This window comes from Desertibacillus haloalkaliphilus (genome assembly GCF_019039105.1).
Classification (GTDB): Bacteria; Bacillota; Bacilli; order Bacillales; family KJ1-10-99; genus Desertibacillus; species Desertibacillus haloalkaliphilus.
On the sequence record NZ_JAHPIV010000010.1, the window covers coordinates 1 to 17,081 of the forward strand.

15 protein-coding genes are annotated in these 17,081 nt (G+C 40.1%); all 15 read left to right on the forward strand.

Translation table 11 applies throughout. The features are described from left to right. Positions 1-301: 301 nt before the first annotated feature. The 15 genes from KH400_RS12090 to recA all read left to right on the forward strand — a co-directional run bounded on the left by KH400_RS12090 (position 302) and on the right by recA (position 17,009). Complete coding sequence (locus KH400_RS12090; protein WP_217224924.1) at positions 302-1,972, forward strand: ribonuclease J; 1,671 nt, start codon at positions 302-304, stop codon at positions 1,970-1,972. 251 nt (positions 1,973-2,223) lie between these two features. Then, entirely contained in the window at positions 2,224-2,985 is a 762-nt protein-coding gene (locus KH400_RS12095) for a ClpP family protease (RefSeq protein ID WP_217224925.1), read from the forward strand. Next, complete coding sequence (locus KH400_RS12100; protein WP_217224926.1) at positions 2,982-3,206, forward strand: YlzJ-like family protein; 225 nt, start codon at positions 2,982-2,984, stop codon at positions 3,204-3,206. The genes KH400_RS12095 and KH400_RS12100 overlap by 4 nt, the downstream gene beginning before the upstream one ends. Positions 3,207-3,303: 97 nt before the next feature. Then, positions 3,304-5,667, forward strand: coding sequence for an FtsK/SpoIIIE family DNA translocase (locus KH400_RS12105; protein ID WP_217224928.1), 2,364 nt, complete (start codon positions 3,304-3,306; stop codon positions 5,665-5,667). A gap of 176 nt (positions 5,668-5,843) precedes the next feature. Then, positions 5,844-7,127 carry an EF-P 5-aminopentanol modification-associated protein YfmF gene (gene yfmF, locus KH400_RS12110; protein WP_217224930.1) on the forward strand — a complete coding sequence of 428 codons (1,284 nt, stop codon included), beginning with the start codon at positions 5,844-5,846 and terminating at the stop codon, positions 7,125-7,127. A gap of 3 nt (positions 7,128-7,130) precedes the next feature. Continuing rightward, positions 7,131-8,432, forward strand: a complete 1,302-nt coding sequence (gene yfmH, locus KH400_RS12115; protein WP_217224932.1) for an EF-P 5-aminopentanol modification-associated protein YfmH — start codon at positions 7,131-7,133, stop codon at positions 8,430-8,432. A gap of 6 nt (positions 8,433-8,438) precedes the next feature. Then, positions 8,439-9,164, forward strand: a complete 726-nt coding sequence (gene ymfI, locus KH400_RS12120; protein WP_217224934.1) for an elongation factor P 5-aminopentanone reductase — start codon at positions 8,439-8,441, stop codon at positions 9,162-9,164. Between the two features lie 99 nt (positions 9,165-9,263). Further along, on the forward strand, positions 9,264-9,521 hold the full coding sequence (locus tag KH400_RS12125) for a DUF3243 domain-containing protein (RefSeq protein WP_217224936.1): 258 nt from the start codon (positions 9,264-9,266) through the stop codon (positions 9,519-9,521). Positions 9,522-9,810: 289 nt separating this feature from the next. Further along, entirely contained in the window at positions 9,811-10,584 is a 774-nt protein-coding gene (locus KH400_RS12130) for a DUF3388 domain-containing protein (protein WP_217225168.1), read from the forward strand. A gap of 17 nt (positions 10,585-10,601) precedes the next feature. After that, entirely contained in the window at positions 10,602-11,519 is a 918-nt protein-coding gene (locus KH400_RS12135; protein WP_246589539.1) for a helix-turn-helix domain-containing protein, read from the forward strand. Between the two features lie 159 nt (positions 11,520-11,678). Next, positions 11,679-12,173 (forward strand): YajQ family cyclic di-GMP-binding protein, encoded by a 495-nt coding sequence (locus KH400_RS12140; RefSeq protein WP_217224938.1) that lies wholly within the window; start codon positions 11,679-11,681, stop codon positions 12,171-12,173. A gap of 70 nt (positions 12,174-12,243) precedes the next feature. Next, complete coding sequence (gene pgsA / locus KH400_RS12145) at positions 12,244-12,813, forward strand: CDP-diacylglycerol--glycerol-3-phosphate 3-phosphatidyltransferase (protein WP_217224939.1); 570 nt, start codon at positions 12,244-12,246, stop codon at positions 12,811-12,813. Positions 12,814-12,887: 74 nt separating this feature from the next. Continuing rightward, the gene (locus KH400_RS12150; RefSeq protein WP_217224940.1) at positions 12,888-14,132 is read left to right on the forward strand and encodes a competence/damage-inducible protein A; all 1,245 of its coding nucleotides are present in this window, start codon (positions 12,888-12,890) and stop codon (positions 14,130-14,132) included. Continuing rightward, a complete protein-coding gene (locus KH400_RS12155) occupies positions 14,132-15,730 on the forward strand; it encodes a DEAD/DEAH box helicase (protein ID WP_217224941.1) in 1,599 nt (532 codons plus the stop codon). Before KH400_RS12150 ends, KH400_RS12155 begins: the two co-directional genes overlap by 1 nt. A gap of 235 nt (positions 15,731-15,965) precedes the next feature. Continuing rightward, on the forward strand, positions 15,966-17,009 hold the full coding sequence (gene recA, locus KH400_RS12160) for a recombinase RecA (protein WP_217224942.1): 1,044 nt from the start codon (positions 15,966-15,968) through the stop codon (positions 17,007-17,009). The last annotated feature ends 72 nt before the right edge of the window (positions 17,010-17,081 follow it).

Below are 17,081 nucleotides of genomic sequence, written 5' to 3' on the forward strand. Positions count from 1 at the left end.
TGAATCGAGAGGTTCACGTACGGTTCTGTGAGAGCCTTTGGGTGAAACTCCCATTGGCTACTTGACTGAGAGGTCGGGGGTTAGTCACCCCCTCCTACTCGATTGTTCTAACGAATCGTTTGCTACTCTAACGAGTGCGGATGGTTGGCGATTCGCTCCTTCTTTTTGTGCTTACCTGAAATAATATTTTCCAATTGTGGATAAATAGTCTTGTTTTATCTTCGAAGATTACGTTATACTACAAACAGGTGATTAGTTCGGGTTACTATTTTTTATATGAGAGTGTAGGAGGAGCGGAACATTGTCAAAGCAAAATACAGAAAAAGTGCGTGTTTTTGCCCTGGGCGGAGTCGGCGAAATCGGCAAAAACATGTACGTTGTAGAAGTGAACGAGGATCTTATCGTTATTGATTCGGGTTTAATGTTCCCTGATGATGATATGCTTGGAGTAGATATTGTTATTCCAGACATTTCTTATCTTGTCGAGAACATTGAACGGGTGAAAGGAATTATTGTTACACATGGCCATGAGGACCATATTGGCGGACTCCCTTATGTGTTACGGAAGTTAAATGTACCTGTATATGGAACAAAACTAACGCTTGGACTTGTAGAGGAAAAGTTAAAAGAAGCAGGGATACGAAAGTCTACAAAGCTTCAGCTTATCCATTCCAATTCAAAAGTGAGAATCGGAGCAGTGAATGTATCGTTTTTTAGAACTAATCACAGCATTCCAGACTCTGTTGGTGTATGCATCCATACGTCACAAGGTTCTGTTGTACACACAGGTGACTTTAAGTTCGATCAAACTCCAGTCGATGGCAAGCAAGCAGATATGGGAAAGATGGCTGCGATTGGAGAAAAGGGTGTTCTTTGTTTATTATCTGATAGTACAAATGCCGAACGACCTGGAACAACGACGTCAGAAACTGTGGTTGGACAAGGAATCAGTGAAGTGTTTTACCAAACACAAGGTCGAATTATTGTTACGACATTCGCTTCTAACGTGCATCGGATCCAACAGGTTCTCAATGCAGCCGTTCAAGCGAGACGAAAAGTTGTAGTTACAGGAAGAAGTATGGTGAAAGTGATTTCAATTGCAATGAAGCTTGGCTATTTAAAAGCACCAAAACAGTTATTTATTGACATTGAAGAGGTTAACAAATACAAGGATCATCAAATTGCGATTTTAACCACAGGAAGCCAAGGTGAACCGATGTCAGCGTTAACACGAATGGCTAAGGGCGCACATCGACAAATTACCATTAAGCCGAAAGACACTGTTGTGATTTCTGCAACACCGATCCCAGGGAACGAAAAATCGGTATCTAAAATTATTGATTATTTATACAGGATCGGCGCAAATGTTGTTTTCGGACAAAAGAATGCCGTCCATGCTTCTGGACACGGAAGTCAAGAAGAGTTAAAACTGATGTTAAATCTAATGAGACCAAAATTCTTTGTTCCGATTCATGGTGAATATCGAATGCAGCATGCACATAGTCAGTTAGCTCAAACGGTTGGTATAGCCCCACAAAATATTTTCGTCATTGATAAAGGCGAAGTCGTTGAAATGGCGAATGGGCAAGCAAGGCGTTCGGGGAAAATACCTTCTGGAAACGTTTTGATTGATGGGATTGGTGTTGGTGATGTTGGCAATATCGTGTTGCGAGACCGGCGCCTACTTTCAAAAGATGGTATTTTAGTGGTTGTTGTGACGTTAAACAAAAAGTCTGGTGAGATTGTTTCTGGTCCTGATATTATTTCACGAGGTTTTGTCTATGTGCGAGAATCAGAAAGGTTATTGGACCAAGCAAATGGGATCGTGACCGAGACACTCGTTCGCTGTGTAAGTGAAAACGTGAGTGAATGGTCGTCTTTAAAAAGCAATATTCGCGAAGTATTAAGTCGTTTCTTATATGAGAAAACAAAACGTAGACCAATGATTTTACCAATTATAATGGAAGTATAACATTTTAGAGCAGGTTTGAGATGAATAGTCATTTCAAACCTGTTTTTTGTTATGGAACAGGGAGATGGAGAGAGTAGCAAGGATGAGGGCTTGTTCATAGAGCATTTGGTTTACCCTTTCAACTTGCTTTGAACAGTTGTATGGTCTGAAACGTCAGTATCTCTTCATGGGATTTATGCATCATTCAAAAAAGAATGAAACAGCAAGGTCCCGTTTATACTATGTTTAGATTGAATGAAGGAGGATGTATCATGACAGAGCAAAATGACAATCAACCGCAACAGCCGCAACAGCCTGCGCAACCTCAGCAGCCACCACAAGGCGGGCAACCGCAAAATGGGATTTTAAATAAAATTCAGGAGTTAGGTCAAACAAATGTACCTGATATGGACCAATCGAATATTCATTGTATTACGATCGTAGGTCAAATCGAGGGGCATACACAATTGCCTCCACAAAATAAAACAACGAAATACGAGCATATCATTCCGCAATTAGTCGCAGCGGAACAAAACCCTAAAATTGAAGGACTTTTATTAATCCTTAATACTGTTGGGGGTGACGTTGAGGCGGGGTTAGCGATTGCAGAGATGATTTCATCGATGTCAAAGCCAACGGTAACGCTTGTTTTAGGTGGTGGTCACTCCATTGGTGTACCGATAGCGGTATCTGCTGATCACTCCTATATCGCGGAAACGGCAACCATGACAATTCATCCTGTTCGTTTAACAGGGTTAGTCATTGGTGTCCCGCAAACATTTGAATACTTAGATAAAATGCAGGAACGTGTGATTAGTTTTGTAACCAAAAACTCAGGCATTGAGGAAGAAAAATTCAAAGAGTTAATGTTATCAAAAGGCAATTTAACTCGTGATATTGGAACGAATGTTGTTGGTACAGATGCCGTTTCATACGGGTTAATTAACGAGGTTGGAGGTATTGGACCGGCTCTACAGAAATTAAATCAATTAATCAGTGATAATAAGCCAGCACAAAAGGATTTGATGCAATGATCTTGTATACGATGATGCCAGAAGAGTTAATCTTTCCACATGATCATGAGTCTTTCAACAAACAGAAAACGCTTGAGGTTGAGGGTGGCCTCTTAGTTGTTGAGCAAGTTAACCCAAATGAATACCAAGTGGTCCGTTTAATTAGCTCTGACCCCGCGCAATATATGAATCAAAAGTATAGTCCTGGAAATGTCATTAATGTTGGCCCTCAACTTTCTTAATGTAGAGTCATTTCAACTTGTGCTATAATAATTCCATGATGTTACAATGAAAGCAGCCGTATCCAGGCTGCTTTCTTTTAGTAAAGGGTGAAATGTAATGGCAAGAAAAAAGAAAAAGCAAAAAATTGAATGGAAAAAACAATTAAAATTTGAACTCTTCGGTTTAAGTTTATTTGTGCTATCCATTGTTACTTTTGCCCAATTAGGCAGTGTCGGCGATGTACTCGTCTATTTATTTCGTTTCTTTATTGGAGATTGGCACATTGCGTGTACGGTTGCTATTTTTCTCATTTCAATGTACCTGATTATTAAACGAAAGGTCCCCAACCTTTGGACAAGGCGATTGGGAGGGATGTATTTATTATTGCTCTCATTTGTACTGATGAGTCATGTTACGTTATTTGAACAGTTGGCCGGTCAAACGGGCTTTGAGGACTCTTCAGTCATTCGCAATACGTGGGAACTATATTGGCTCTCCATTACAGGGGAAAATACGTTAAACACACTTGGTGGGGGAATGGTTGGTGCAATCGGTTTTGCGGTTAGCTACTTTTTGTTTGCTGAACTCGGAACATGGTTAGTTGCTTGGGTTCTAGTTGTTATTTCGGTTATTTTAATTACTGGACGTTCCCTTGGTGAATTAACAGGAAGCTTTTTCGTTAAAATGCTTGCAATCATAAAAAATGCCCAAGAAAAGCTAAAAAGTGATTTTCAGGATTGGAAAACGAACGTGACCAATGAAATAAGAAAACGGCAAGAGAAACAAAAGCAAAAATTAGAATCTCCTGTAACTTCCGAAGAGGCGCAAAATGTCTCTGTGGACGAGCCGTCTGAGCCGATTATTCATGACTTTTCTTCTCATGGGACACCACCTCCTATTGAACGAGCAAAGGAGATTACTCCGGTCCAAGATCAACAGGGTGACCCAAGTAATGACGGGGAAGACCAATCAGAAATAAAGGGACAAACAGTTGAAGAGGAGATCGGTGAACAGGACACGTCTACGCCACTCATCACCGCTGAATTTACGAATGCTGATTATCAACTACCACCGGCAGACTTGTTGCACCTCCCGAACAAGAACGGCCAGCAGCAAGAACGACAGCAGGTTTCGGCGAATGCAAGAAAGCTTGAACGAACATTAGAAAGCTTTGGAGTAAAAGCAAGAGTGTCACAAGTTCATCTTGGTCCCGCTGTTACGAAATATGAAGTGCACCCTAATATTGGTGTAAAGGTCAGTAAAATCGTCAATTTATCAGATGACCTGGCGTTAGCACTAGCGGCAAAGGATATTCGAATAGAAGCTCCAATACCAGGAAAGTCAGCGATTGGAATTGAAGTACCGAATCAAGAAGTTGCACTTGTTAGTTTGAAAGAGGTGCTTGATACAAGTGAAAAGCAGAATTCGTCGGTCTTATCTGTGGCTTTAGGACGGGATATTTCAGGGGAGCCGATTTTAGCTTCTTTAAATAAAATGCCCCACTTATTAGTGGCGGGTGCAACTGGAAGTGGAAAAAGTGTTTGTATCAATGGCATTATTACAAGTATCTTAATGAAAGCGATGCCCCATGAAGTCAAATTAATGATGATTGACCCGAAAATGGTTGAATTAAATGTATACAATGGTGTTCCACATTTGTTAACGCCTGTCGTAACGGAGCCAAAAAAAGCGTCACAGGCATTGAAAAAAGTGGTGAGTGAAATGGAGAGGCGCTATGATCTCTTTTCTCATACGGGTACACGAAATATTGAAGGCTATAATGAGCTCATCAAAAGGCAAAACAATGAAAATGAAGAACAACAAGCAACATTGCCTTACATTGTTGTCATTGTTGACGAGCTTGCCGACTTAATGATGGTTGCATCTGGAGATGTCGAAGATTCAATTACTCGGCTTGCGCAGATGGCTCGTGCGGCTGGTATTCATATGATCATTGCTACACAACGCCCGTCGGTAGATGTGATCACAGGTGTAATTAAGGCCAACATTCCATCACGAATTGCTTTTGGTGTTTCATCACAAACAGATTCTCGTACGATTCTTGATACAGGTGGCGCTGAGAAGTTGCTTGGTCGCGGTGATATGCTGTATTTACCAGTAGGAGCGTCAAAGCCGACGAGGATCCAGGGCGCGTTTTTATCAGACGAAGAAGTGGAACGGGTCGTAGATTTTGTAATTTCTCAACAAAAAGCACAATACCAAGAAGAAATGACACCGACAGAGGTGAAAGAGTCTGAACAAGAAGTAAGTGACGAAATATACCCAGATGCCGTTGAATTAGTGATGGAAATGAACACGGCATCCGTATCGATGTTGCAGCGTCGCTTCCGTATTGGGTATACGAGAGCCGCTAGGTTGATTGACGAGATGGAGGCAAGGGGAATAGTCGGTCCTTATGAAGGGAGTAAGCCTAGAGAAGTCCTTGTTGACAAACCGACAACAGAGGAAGCCTCATCCTAATAGGACAATGGAGGTAATGGTAAAGTCCTCAGGAGCGTCAAGAAGACTTACAAAATTTTTATGTTTCATGTAGTAAGGAATCGGTTATACGCATAACCTAGTACGTATAAGTAAGTTGTTTAATAAAATTTGGGAAAGTAGCTAGCAGTAAAGGCTATAAGGAGTTGAATGGTGACATGAAGGAAGTCCAAGAACATATCGTAACGATTAACGGGATGAATGTACATATCGTTCCAACGGATAAATACAAGACAAATACACTCGTATTGTTACTTAAAGCACCCTTATCAAAAGATACAGTAACGAAGCGTGCAATAATCCCTCACGTATTACAAAGCGGGACGGAGAAGTCTCCTTCAAGGCAACAAATTCGAAATCGCTTAGACGAAATGTATGGCGCAACACTAACCGTTGATGTCAATAAAAAAGGTGAACATCATGTGATCGCCTTCCGCATGGATGTAACAAATGAGAAATTTCTAAATGACTCTACACCGTTAACAGAGCAAGCATTGGCATTGTTAGCGGAAGTGTTACTTAACCCGAAAGTAGAAGGAGAAGGGTTTGAATCTAAAATTGTAGAAGGTGAAAAGCGCTCTTTAAAACAACGGATTCAATCGGTTGTTGATGATAAAATGCGTTATGCAAACGTACGCTTGACTGAAGAAATGTGCAAAGAGGAGCCATTTGGTTTATCAGTATATGGAGATGAGCAAGCCGTTGATGGGGTTACTGCTAGTGGGTTATATGAATATTATCAGCAGCTATTAACCGAAGATGCGATTGATTTCTATATTGTTGGAGATGTGGATGAAAAAGAGATCAAAGATAAAGTTTCACAGCAATTTAACTTTCCAAAGCCGAGGGAGTTAGCGGCTCAACAGCACCAAATGAATCACCGTGATGTCAAAGAAGAGCATGTTGTATTTGAAAAGCAGGACGTAAAACAAGGGAAATTAAACATTGGCTTTCGAACGCATACAACCTTCGCTGATCAAGATTATTATGCACTCCAATTGTTTAATGGACTATTCGGTGGTTTTTCTCACTCTAAGTTATTTATAAATGTCCGGGAAAAAGAAAGTCTAGCCTACTATGCGGCCTCTCGTTATGAAAGTCACAAAGGGATCTTAATGGTGATGTCAGGGATTGAATTTGCTAATTATGAAAAAGCAGTTTCAATCATTAAGGAGCAATTAGATGAAATGCGGAAGGGCTCATTCACGGATGGCGAAATCGCACAAACAAAAGCAGTGATAAAAAATCAAATTTTAGAAACGGTTGATATGCCAAAAGGTCTTGTTGAACTTCTTTATCACAACGAAGTCAGCGGCACAAAGCGTGAAATAAAGGATTGGTTAGCTGGAATTGATTCGGTAACAAGCGAAGATATCGTTGGGATGGCTAATAAAATTCAACTAGATACCATTTACTTCTTAAAGGGTCAGGAGGGAGAGTAACGAATGGCACAAAAAATCAATTTTGAACAATTAAATGAGACCTTATATCACGAGCAAATGGAAAATGGATTACATGTGTATGTGTTACCTAAAAAGGATTTTAATAAAACCTACGCAACCTTTACGACAAAGTATGGTTCGATTGATAATCAATTTACACCATTAGGAAAAGAAGAAGCGATCAAGGTGCCTGATGGAATTGCACACTTTTTAGAGCACAAAATGTTTGAAGATGAGCAGGGAGATGTATTCCAAGAATTTAGTAAACAAGGGGCCTCGGCGAATGCTTTTACCACATTCACTCGTACCGCTTATCTTTTTTCAAGTACCGACAATGTCTCAGAAAACTTAGAGACGCTCATTGATTTTGTTCAACACCCGTATTTTACAGAAGAGAGTGTCGAGAAGGAAAAAGGTATCATCGGTCAAGAGATTAATATGTATGACGACAATCCGGATTGGCGTGTGTTTTTTGGTGCGCTTGAAAACATGTATCAGAACCACCCAGTTAAAATTGATATTGCGGGGACCATTCCATCGATATCAGACATAACAAAAGACTTGCTTTATACGTGCTATGAGACGTTCTACCATCCAAGTAATATGGTGCTATTTGTTGTCGGTTCTGTTGATCCCGAACAGGTGGTTGAACAAGTGAAAGCGAATCAACAACAAAAGGAGTTTAAGGCTCCTGAGGAGATTGAACGCTTTTTTGATGATGAGCCAAATGAAGTGGCTAAAGAAAAACAAGTCATTCACATGTCTGTGCAAACACCGAAATGTGTTATGGCTTTTAAGGAAGTGGACCCGACACGCCAAGGGCAAGAATTATTAGAACGTGAATTAGCGATCAATATTCTCCTTGATTTAATGTTCGGGCAAAGCTCAAAGAATTATCAGGAGCTATATGACGAGGGGCTCATCGATGAATCCTTTTCTTTTGACTACTCGGCTGAATACGGGTTTGGATTTACATCGATTGGTGGAGATACAAAAAAACCAGAGGCTCTTCAAGCAAAAGTAAAAGAGATGGTCGAATCGTTTAAAGCTGAACCACTTGATCAGGAAGCGGTTGAACGTGCTCGTAAAAAGAAAATAGGTTCATTTTTGAAATCGTTAAATTCACCTGAGTTTATTGCCAACCAATTTACGCGCTATCAATTTAATGATATGAATTTATTCGATGTCGTATCAACATTAGAGCAGCTATCGATTGAAACGTTAACAGACGTGGCCAATGAACATTTTGATTTCAGCCGATTTACGGTCTGTGAAGTAAAGCCAGAATCGTTTGTTGAGGAGTAAGCCGAGTTGAATAAGTATGTGTTAATAACAGGAGCAAGCGGAGGGATTGGGGCCGCGGTTGCCAGGCAGATGGCCAGTCAAGGCTATCATCTTTTCCTCCATTACAACCAAAACAGGCAATCAGTGATACAATTGAAAGAAGAGTTGAAGTCGGAAGAGCGAGATGTCAAATTAGTTCAAGCCGATTTAGGTTCACAATGTGGGGCAGATTACCTCATTACGCAACTTAGCCACCCTGTGGCAAGCATTATTCATAATAGTGGTAGCAGTTATGTAGGGTTGTTACAAGATATGGGAGATGATGAGGTTGAAACAATGATTCAACTGAACCTTACAAGTCCTATTCAACTTACAAAAAAACTGTTACCGCAAATGATTCAAGCTAGAAGCGGAAAAATTATTGTCATATCCTCGATTTGGGGTCTAGCAGGAGCGTCTTGTGAAGTGGTTTATTCAACCGTTAAAGGTGGTTTAAATTCATTTGTAAAGGCATTGGCTAAGGAAGTCGCACCGAGCGGTATTCAGGTAAATGCTGTTGCCCCAGGCGCAATTTCAACCTCAATGCTTGACCACTTTAGTGGTGAAGACCTGCAAGCAATTTCTGAGGAGATTCCGATGGGGCGACTAGGTCATCCTGAGGAGGTAGCTAACCTTGTGTCGTTTTTACATTCAAATCAAGCCGAGTACATTAACGGTCAAGTGATTTCTGTGAACGGTGCGTGGCATTGCTAATAAACAAGGGCTTGGTTTTATGTTTCTCAAGTCTTCTGTATAATTTGTTTACTTCTTGAAAAAATAATAATGAAGTTTACATTCAAGGAGGGAAACAACATGTCTGTATTAGATAATTGGGAACAATGGAAGGACTTTTTAGGAGACCGTCTTCATCAAGCTCAGAATGAGGGTATGAATGAAAATGTTATCTCAGATGTTGCGTATCAAGTTGGTGAATATTTAGCACAGCAAGTGGAGCCTAAAAATGAACAAGAACGTGTATTGGCTCAAATGTGGAATGTTGCGACACCAGAGGAGCAGCATGCCATTGCACATATGATGGTTAAACTGGTAAAAAATGAAGGAACACAATAATGGGTAACAAAGGGTGTTGCATTTCGCGACACCCTTTATTAAACGAAACGGTCCGTTAACATACTTTCTAAATTCTGTAGGAAAGTTCTTTCATTTGCAAAAAAAATCATTTACTATAGAGAAAAAGGTTATTTTGTCAATACATAGAATATATAATAATAATATGCCAATTTTAATTATAACCATTTGTACGGTTCTGGGCTGTAATACGATTCTGTAGTAATAGTATTTAATTTTTTAGAATCTTATATAGTTATACGTAGTTTATTGGTGAATGAGGGGATGTATGATGGAGACAAAAGAATGGTACTTGGAATATCAAATTCATAGGAATCGTCCAGGATTGTTAGGGGATATTTCTTCTCTATTAGGGATGTTATCAATTAATATTGTCACCATTAATGGTGTCGAAGATATGCGACGTGGCATGCTCATTAGAAGTAAAAGCGACGATCAAATTGAGCGTTTCCGAGCAATCTTGAATACGATTGAGAACATCACGGTAACGAAATTAAGAGAACCTAAGTTACGTGACCGATTAGCGATTCGCCATGGTCGTTACATTGAGCGAGATGCCGATGACCGGAAGACATTCCGGTTTGTTCGTGATGAACTTGGCTTATTGGTTGATTTTATGGCAGAACTCTTTAAAAAAGATAGGCATTATCTCGTCGGCATACGCGGGATGCCTAGGGTGGGTAAAACGGAGTCCGTCGTTGCAGCTAGTGTTTGTGCGAATAAACGGTGGTCGTTTATTTCATCAACATTGCTCAGACAAACCGTAAGAAGTCAGTTAGCAGAAGATGAATTAGATGGTGACCATATCTATATTATTGATGGGATCGTCTCAACGATGCGTGCTACAGAAAAGCACCGTATGCTTGTTGGAGACATTATGCGCCTTCCGGCAATAAAAGTTGTTGAGCACCCCGATATATTTATTCGTGAAACAGAGTACTCACTCGATGACTTTGATTGTATTATTGAGTTAAGAAACGATGACTCTGAAGAAATTACATACGATGTGGTGGAATCTGGTTTTTCATCATTCGATATTAGTTAAGTTGGTAGGTGTTATCATTGTCAGAATTAGGGCAACGTTTGAAGCAGGCAAGAGAAGAGAGAAGTATTAGTCTTGAAGAGCTACAGGAGCTAACAAAGATTCAAAAACGCTATTTAGCAGCAATTGAAGAAGGTCGATTTGACGCCTTGCCAGGTAAATTTTATGCGCGAGCATTTATAAAAAGTTATGCCGAAGCCGTAAACATCAATCCAGACCAACTCTTTGATGAATTTTCAAATGAACTTCCGAACCCTCGAAAGGAAGTGACCGACCTGCCATCACGGTCGGAACGGACAAAAGATAAATCAAAGGCAAAAGTAACGACAAATCGCTCGAAGTTTAGGTCTCTCATTCCAGCGCTCGTTGCTGGTATTTGTTTAGTTGCGATTGTTTTTGGTATATGGGTATATTTACAGAATAATAACGAAGGAGCAGAAGGTGTTCCAAGTGGTGATCAAGAAGAGCCGTTTGAAGAAGAAATTAATGTTGACCTAAATGATGAGCCCCCTGTCGACAATGAAGATGGAACGGAAGAGGAACCAGCTCCTGAACAAGATATCAATCAAGAAGAAGACATTAGTGATGAAGAAGAGGTAGCTGAAGTGACCACTGAGCAGCAGTTAACTCATTTAGAAACACAAGGGAACCACAGCTACTATGAGTTAGTGGGAACAGACCAATTTTTAGTGGACATCAATTATACAGGAACGAGCTATGTAGGGATTTCAAATGGGAAAGGAAACACGTTTTATGCTGCGAATGCTACTGAGAATGACGAAACGATGTCATATGATTTCTCGGAAGAAGAAGAGATCGAATTTAACTTTGGTGCATCGCCTTTCGTAGAGTTACGTGTGAACGGAGAACATTTAGAATTCCCAATAGATACTGTCCATCAGAAAGTGACGGTTACGTTTAATCCTGACGTAGATTAAATATGTTTGGTTTTAAAGGAGTTCACCGTTTGAGTGACTCCTTTTTCATTTGTGTTAGTCACTTCATGTTGATGCTACCTAAACGTATGTATAATATGGTACAATAAACAGAATGTAGGAAGTTTTAAATATAATATGGATATAGGAAGGATGATAACGATGGCAAAAGAACATTCGTTTGATATCGTTTCGGAAATCGATATACAAGAGGTTGATAATGCGATTCATCAAGCGGTTAAAGAAATTAATAACCGTTACGATTTTAAAGGATCGAAAAGTTCGATCGAGCGAACGGGAGATGATAAAATAACCATTATTTCTGATGATGAGTATAAGTTAGAATCTGTTATCGATATTCTTAAAGGTAAATTTATTAAACGACAGTTGTCGCAAAAAGTAATGGAGTTTGGTAAAATTGAAAAAGCTTCTGGTGGGACTGTACGACAAGTGGTTACACTTGTTTCGGGAATCAGTAGTGACAGTGCGAAAATGGTAACAAAGTTAATACGTGATTCGAAGTTAAAAGTGAAAGCTCAAATCCAAAATGAACAAATTCGTGTTACGGCCAAAAGTATTGATGATTTACAAACAGTTATTCAAATCGTAAAGGAAAAGGATTTTGACTTCCCTGTCCAATTTGTGAATATGCGATAAGTGTTAGTCAGAGCTTCCCTTATAAGCATACATGTAAGGAATAAATTTTTTGTAGTTAGGGAGGATGACAGTGAACGTACCGAATAAAATTACATTATCGAGGATTATGTTAATCCCTATTTTTATGGTTTTCTTCCTTGCTCCGATCAACCTTGGGGAGGTTATTCTTTTTTCAGTGAGCATACCGGTAACCGATCTAATTGCAGCGTTTATCTTTATTTTAGCGGCAGGAACTGATTGGTTGGATGGCTATTATGCGCGCCGGTATCAGTTAGTAACGAATTTAGGGAAGTTCTTAGACCCTCTTGCGGATAAATTATTAATTACTGCTGCCTTAATCGCGTTAGTTGAAGTTCAACTTCTTGCAGCATGGATGGCGATTGTCATTATTAGTCGTGAATTTGCAGTGACTGGTATTCGCTTAGTGGCAGCGGCAGATGGTTCGGTGATTGCTGCAAGTAATCTTGGTAAATTAAAAACGGTATTTCAGGTTGTGGCAATAGCCGCACTGCTTTTGCATAACATACCATTTGAAGCAGTAGGGTTTCCATTTGCGACTATCATGATATGGATTGCAACGCTATTAACCATTTTATCTGGTGTTGATTATTTTGTGAAAAACAAGCATGTATTAACTTAAATAACAGCACTTCTCATTCGTATGGGCAGTCATGAACGATGAATGAAAGGGTGTAAGGTCAACGGGGTGTTAGGATGAATGCAGAAATTATTGCAGTCGGTTCAGAGTTGTTATTAGGACAAATAGCGAATACGAATGCACAATACATTTCCAGAGAATTAGCAGCCATCGGAATAGATGTGTATTATCACACCGTTGTTGGTGATAATCAAGTACGTCTAACCAATGCGATAGAACAAGCACAAAAGCGGGCGGATATTATCATTTTTACCGGGGGTTTAGGCCCGACAAAAGATGATTTGACCAAAGCAACCGTTGCAGCTGTTGTTGGCCGTTCGATTGAGATTGACACCGAGTCATTAAGGAGAATTGAAGCGTACTTTGCTCGACACAACCGAGCGATGACACCGAATAATAAAAAGCAAGCAGAAGTGATCGCTGGCTCGACAGTGTTTCTCAATAATCATGGGATGGCTCCAGGAATGGCGTTTAAAGAAGAACAAGTAACATATCTATTGTTACCAGGCCCTCCTAAAGAATTAAAACCAATGTTCCGTACAGATGCCCGGCAGTTTCTCTTCAACCAGACGAATGATTCAGCACAAATCTTTTCTCGAGTGTTGCGCTATTTTGGAATAGGAGAATCTCAACTTGAAACGGAATTGGAAGATTTAATAGACGAACAAACCAACCCAACACTTGCCCCATTAGCAGGTGATCAAGATGTTACACTACGTTTAACAGTCAAGCACAACAATAAAGAAGACGCCATGAAGCTATTAGATGACCTTGAACAAAAAATTCAATCTCGGGTCGGTGACTATTTTTACGGCTACGGAGAAACGACAATCGTTGAGCAGGTAAGTGCTCAATTAAGTCAAAACTCTCTCACTATTGCGGCGGCCGAAAGTTTGACAGGTGGGCTCTTTAGTCAGAAATTAACCGATGTACCAGGATCTTCTCGCTTGTTTACCGGTAGCGTGGTCTGTTACACAAATGACGTAAAGCAACAAGTCTTACATATACCAGAAACAATGATTGATGAAGTTGGCGTTGTTAGTGCTGAATGTGCTCAGTTACTCGCTAGAAATGTTGCTAACCTAACTCACGCATCCATCGGCATTAGCTTTACCGGAGTAGCAGGCCCTGAGAAACAAGAGGGAAAAGAAGTTGGTACTGTATATGTTGGCATTTGTACGGGCGATACAGCAAAGGATTTCACACTTCACTTAAGTGGCAACCGTGAGCAAATTAGGAAACGGTCGGTTATGTATGGGTGTTTTTATTTATTGAAAGAATTGAAAAAGGTGGAAAAATAATGAGTTATTTTAAGGATTTTCAAGTTTCAGATGAAATTAAAAAGGGTATTAAAGATATGGGCTTTGAAGAGCCCTCTCCGATACAGGAAAAAGTGATCCCTGTGATTTTAGAAGGAGGGGATGTGATTGGACAGGCGCAAACGGGGACTGGAAAAACAGCAGCGTTTGGGATTCCTTTAATTGATAAGGTCAACCAAGCTTCACATGTTCAAGCTCTTATTTTGACTCCAACACGAGAGTTGGCGATTCAAGTCTCAGGTGAGATTCAGAAGATCTCAAAGTATAAAAAGGTTCGAACGCTACCTATTTACGGTGGTCAATCGATTGGACACCAAATTCGTGCGTTAAAACAAGGCGTGCACGTCGTGATTGGAACACCAGGTCGTATTATGGACCATTTGCGTCGTAAAACCCTTAAGCTTGACCGTGTTCATACGGTTGTCCTAGATGAAGCTGATGAGATGCTTGATATGGGGTTTGTTGACGATATTGAATCAATCCTAAGGCAAGTGAATGTTGAACGACAAACATTACTGTTCTCAGCAACGATGCCTCCTGCGATTAAAAAATTGTCACGCAAGTATATGAACCAACCTAAAACGGTATCGATTAACCGTGGTGAAGTGACAGCACCTTCCATTAACCAAATGTATTATAAGGTGTTAGAACGTAATAAATTAGAGTCTCTTTGCCGAATTATCGACAGTGAGGATATTGAATTAGGTATTATCTTCTGCCGTACGAAAAAAGGAGTTTCTGAGTTAACAGAAGCATTACAAGCCCGCGGTTATATGGCGGATGGTCTTCATGGGGACCTAACTCAGATGCAACGAGATAGTGTCATGAAGAAGTTTCGAGATTCTACGATTGAATTTTTGATCGCAACTGATGTTGCAGCGCGTGGGATTGATGTAGACAATGTTAGTCATGTTATAAATTACGACATTCCACAAGATCCTGAAAGTTATGTCCATCGAATTGGACGTACGGGACGTGCGGGTCGTCATGGGTTGGCATTAACGCTAGTCACACCACGAGAAATGAAGCATCTCCGTTCGATTGAATCGGAAATTAAGATGGCGATCCCATCACAAAATGTACCGACGATTGAAGAAGTTGTTGAAAAACAACAGGAATCATGGAAGAAGCAAATCATTAATACGATTAATGATGAAAAAGATATGCAGTTATTTGAACCACTCGTTAAAGAAATTTTAGCAGATTATCCACCTGAAAAAGTAGTAGCGGCACTGATGAAAATGACTTTTTCATCAGATAGTACGTTTGAAGATGACGGCTATAACTTTGGAGAAACTGGTGGAGCAAAAGGCATGGTCCGATTCTTTATTAATGTTGGGCGTAACGTCAACATGACGCCTAAGATTTTAATTGATGAAATCTCTGAACTCGTTGGCATTCCTGGAAAAGCCATTGGCCGTATTGATATCTTTGATAAATTTACGTTTGTTGAAGTACCTGAAGAGGTTGCTCCTTTTGTTTATGAAGCGTTACGTTATTCTCGCATTAATGGTGCGAGAGTAAACCTCGAGCCAGCAAAACCACGTCCGAAGCGTGAAAAGCGGACATTTAATAAATAACAACCACTTATCATCTAAGCCAGCCTGATGAAGGCGGCTTAGGTGTATTTTTTCCCTCCCTACTCTCCCATAATAATTCCATAAAAAAGAAGCGAATAAATGTTCGTGAAAACTATTGGCAAATCTCAAAAAACAAGTTATGATAAGAGAAGAGATAGAAAGTAGATTTATAGATGATGATTCGTTTTATTATTGAAGATCGAACGATATATTTTATATAAAGGAGAGATTTTTTATGAGTGATCGCAAGGCTGCTCTTGATATGGCTTTAAGACAAATTGAAAAACAATTTGGTAAAGGGTCGATTATGAAATTAGGGGAACAAACGGAAAATCGTGTATCGACCGTCTCAAGTGGTGCATTGGCGCTAGATATTGCCCTTGGTGTGGGTGGTTATCCACGAGGGCGGATCATTGAGGTGTATGGACCGGAATCATCGGGTAAAACAACGGTTGCGCTCCATTCTATTGCTGAGGTGCAGCGTAATGGTGGACAAGCGGCGTTTATCGATGCGGAGCACGCCTTAGATCCTGTTTATGCGCAGAAGTTAGGTGTTAATATTGATGAGTTATTACTTTCTCAACCTGATACTGGGGAGCAAGCATTAGAAATTGCTGAAGCATTAGTACGAAGTGGCGCCGTTGATATTATCGTGGTCGACTCTGTCGCTGCGCTTGTTCCGAAAGCGGAAATTGAAGGTGAAATGGGAGATAGTCATGTCGGCTTGCAAGCACGTTTAATGTCACAAGCGTTACGTAAGCTTTCAGGGGCGATTAATAAATCGAAAACAATCGCTGTATTCATTAACCAAATTCGTGAAAAAGTCGGTGTGATGTTTGGAAATCCAGAAACAACACCAGGTGGACGTGCGTTGAAGTTCTATTCTTCTGTTCGTTTAGAGGTGCGTCGTGCTGAAACCCTAAAGCAAGGCAATGATATGGTCGGAAATAAAACAAAAATTAAAGTTGTAAAAAACAAGGTGGCACCACCATTTAAGCAAGCGGAAGTTGATATTATGTATGGCGAAGGGATTTCTCGAGAAGGTTCGATTGTAGATATTGGAGCTGATCTCGACATCGTCCAAAAGAGTGGTGCCTGGTATTCATTTAATGATGAACGTCTAGGGCAAGGACGAGAAAATGCAAAGCAATTTTTAAAAGAAAATACAGAGATTGCTGCAGAGATCGAATCCCAAATTCGAGATCATTACGGGCTAAATGGGGAAGCGGAAGTTCAAGTTGACGAAGCTGAAGAAGATTTACCGTTAGATTTAAAATAAAACAAGTAGAAATAGGCACCTCCTAAAGGTGCTTATTTCTACACATATACATATGAAAAAGTGGTATGTACG

Coding starts and splice junctions, on each gene's coding strand:
- KH400_RS12095 (WP_217224925.1), top strand. CDS start 2,224: ATGACAGAGCAAAATGACAATCAACCGCAACAGCCGCAACAGCCTGCG.
- KH400_RS12100 (WP_217224926.1), top strand. CDS start 2,982: ATGATCTTGTATACGATGATGCCAGAAGAGTTAATCTTTCCACATGAT.
- KH400_RS12105 (WP_217224928.1), top strand. CDS start 3,304: ATGGCAAGAAAAAAGAAAAAGCAAAAAATTGAATGGAAAAAACAATTA.
- yfmF (WP_217224930.1), top strand. CDS start 5,844: ATGAAGGAAGTCCAAGAACATATCGTAACGATTAACGGGATGAATGTA.
- yfmH (WP_217224932.1), top strand. CDS start 7,131: ATGGCACAAAAAATCAATTTTGAACAATTAAATGAGACCTTATATCAC.
- KH400_RS12125 (WP_217224936.1), top strand. CDS start 9,264: ATGTCTGTATTAGATAATTGGGAACAATGGAAGGACTTTTTAGGAGAC.
- KH400_RS12130 (WP_217225168.1), top strand. CDS start 9,811: ATGGAGACAAAAGAATGGTACTTGGAATATCAAATTCATAGGAATCGT.
- KH400_RS12140 (WP_217224938.1), top strand. CDS start 11,679: ATGGCAAAAGAACATTCGTTTGATATCGTTTCGGAAATCGATATACAA.
- KH400_RS12150 (WP_217224940.1), top strand. CDS start 12,888: ATGAATGCAGAAATTATTGCAGTCGGTTCAGAGTTGTTATTAGGACAA.
- KH400_RS12155 (WP_217224941.1), top strand. CDS start 14,132: ATGAGTTATTTTAAGGATTTTCAAGTTTCAGATGAAATTAAAAAGGGT.
- recA (WP_217224942.1), top strand. CDS start 15,966: ATGAGTGATCGCAAGGCTGCTCTTGATATGGCTTTAAGACAAATTGAA.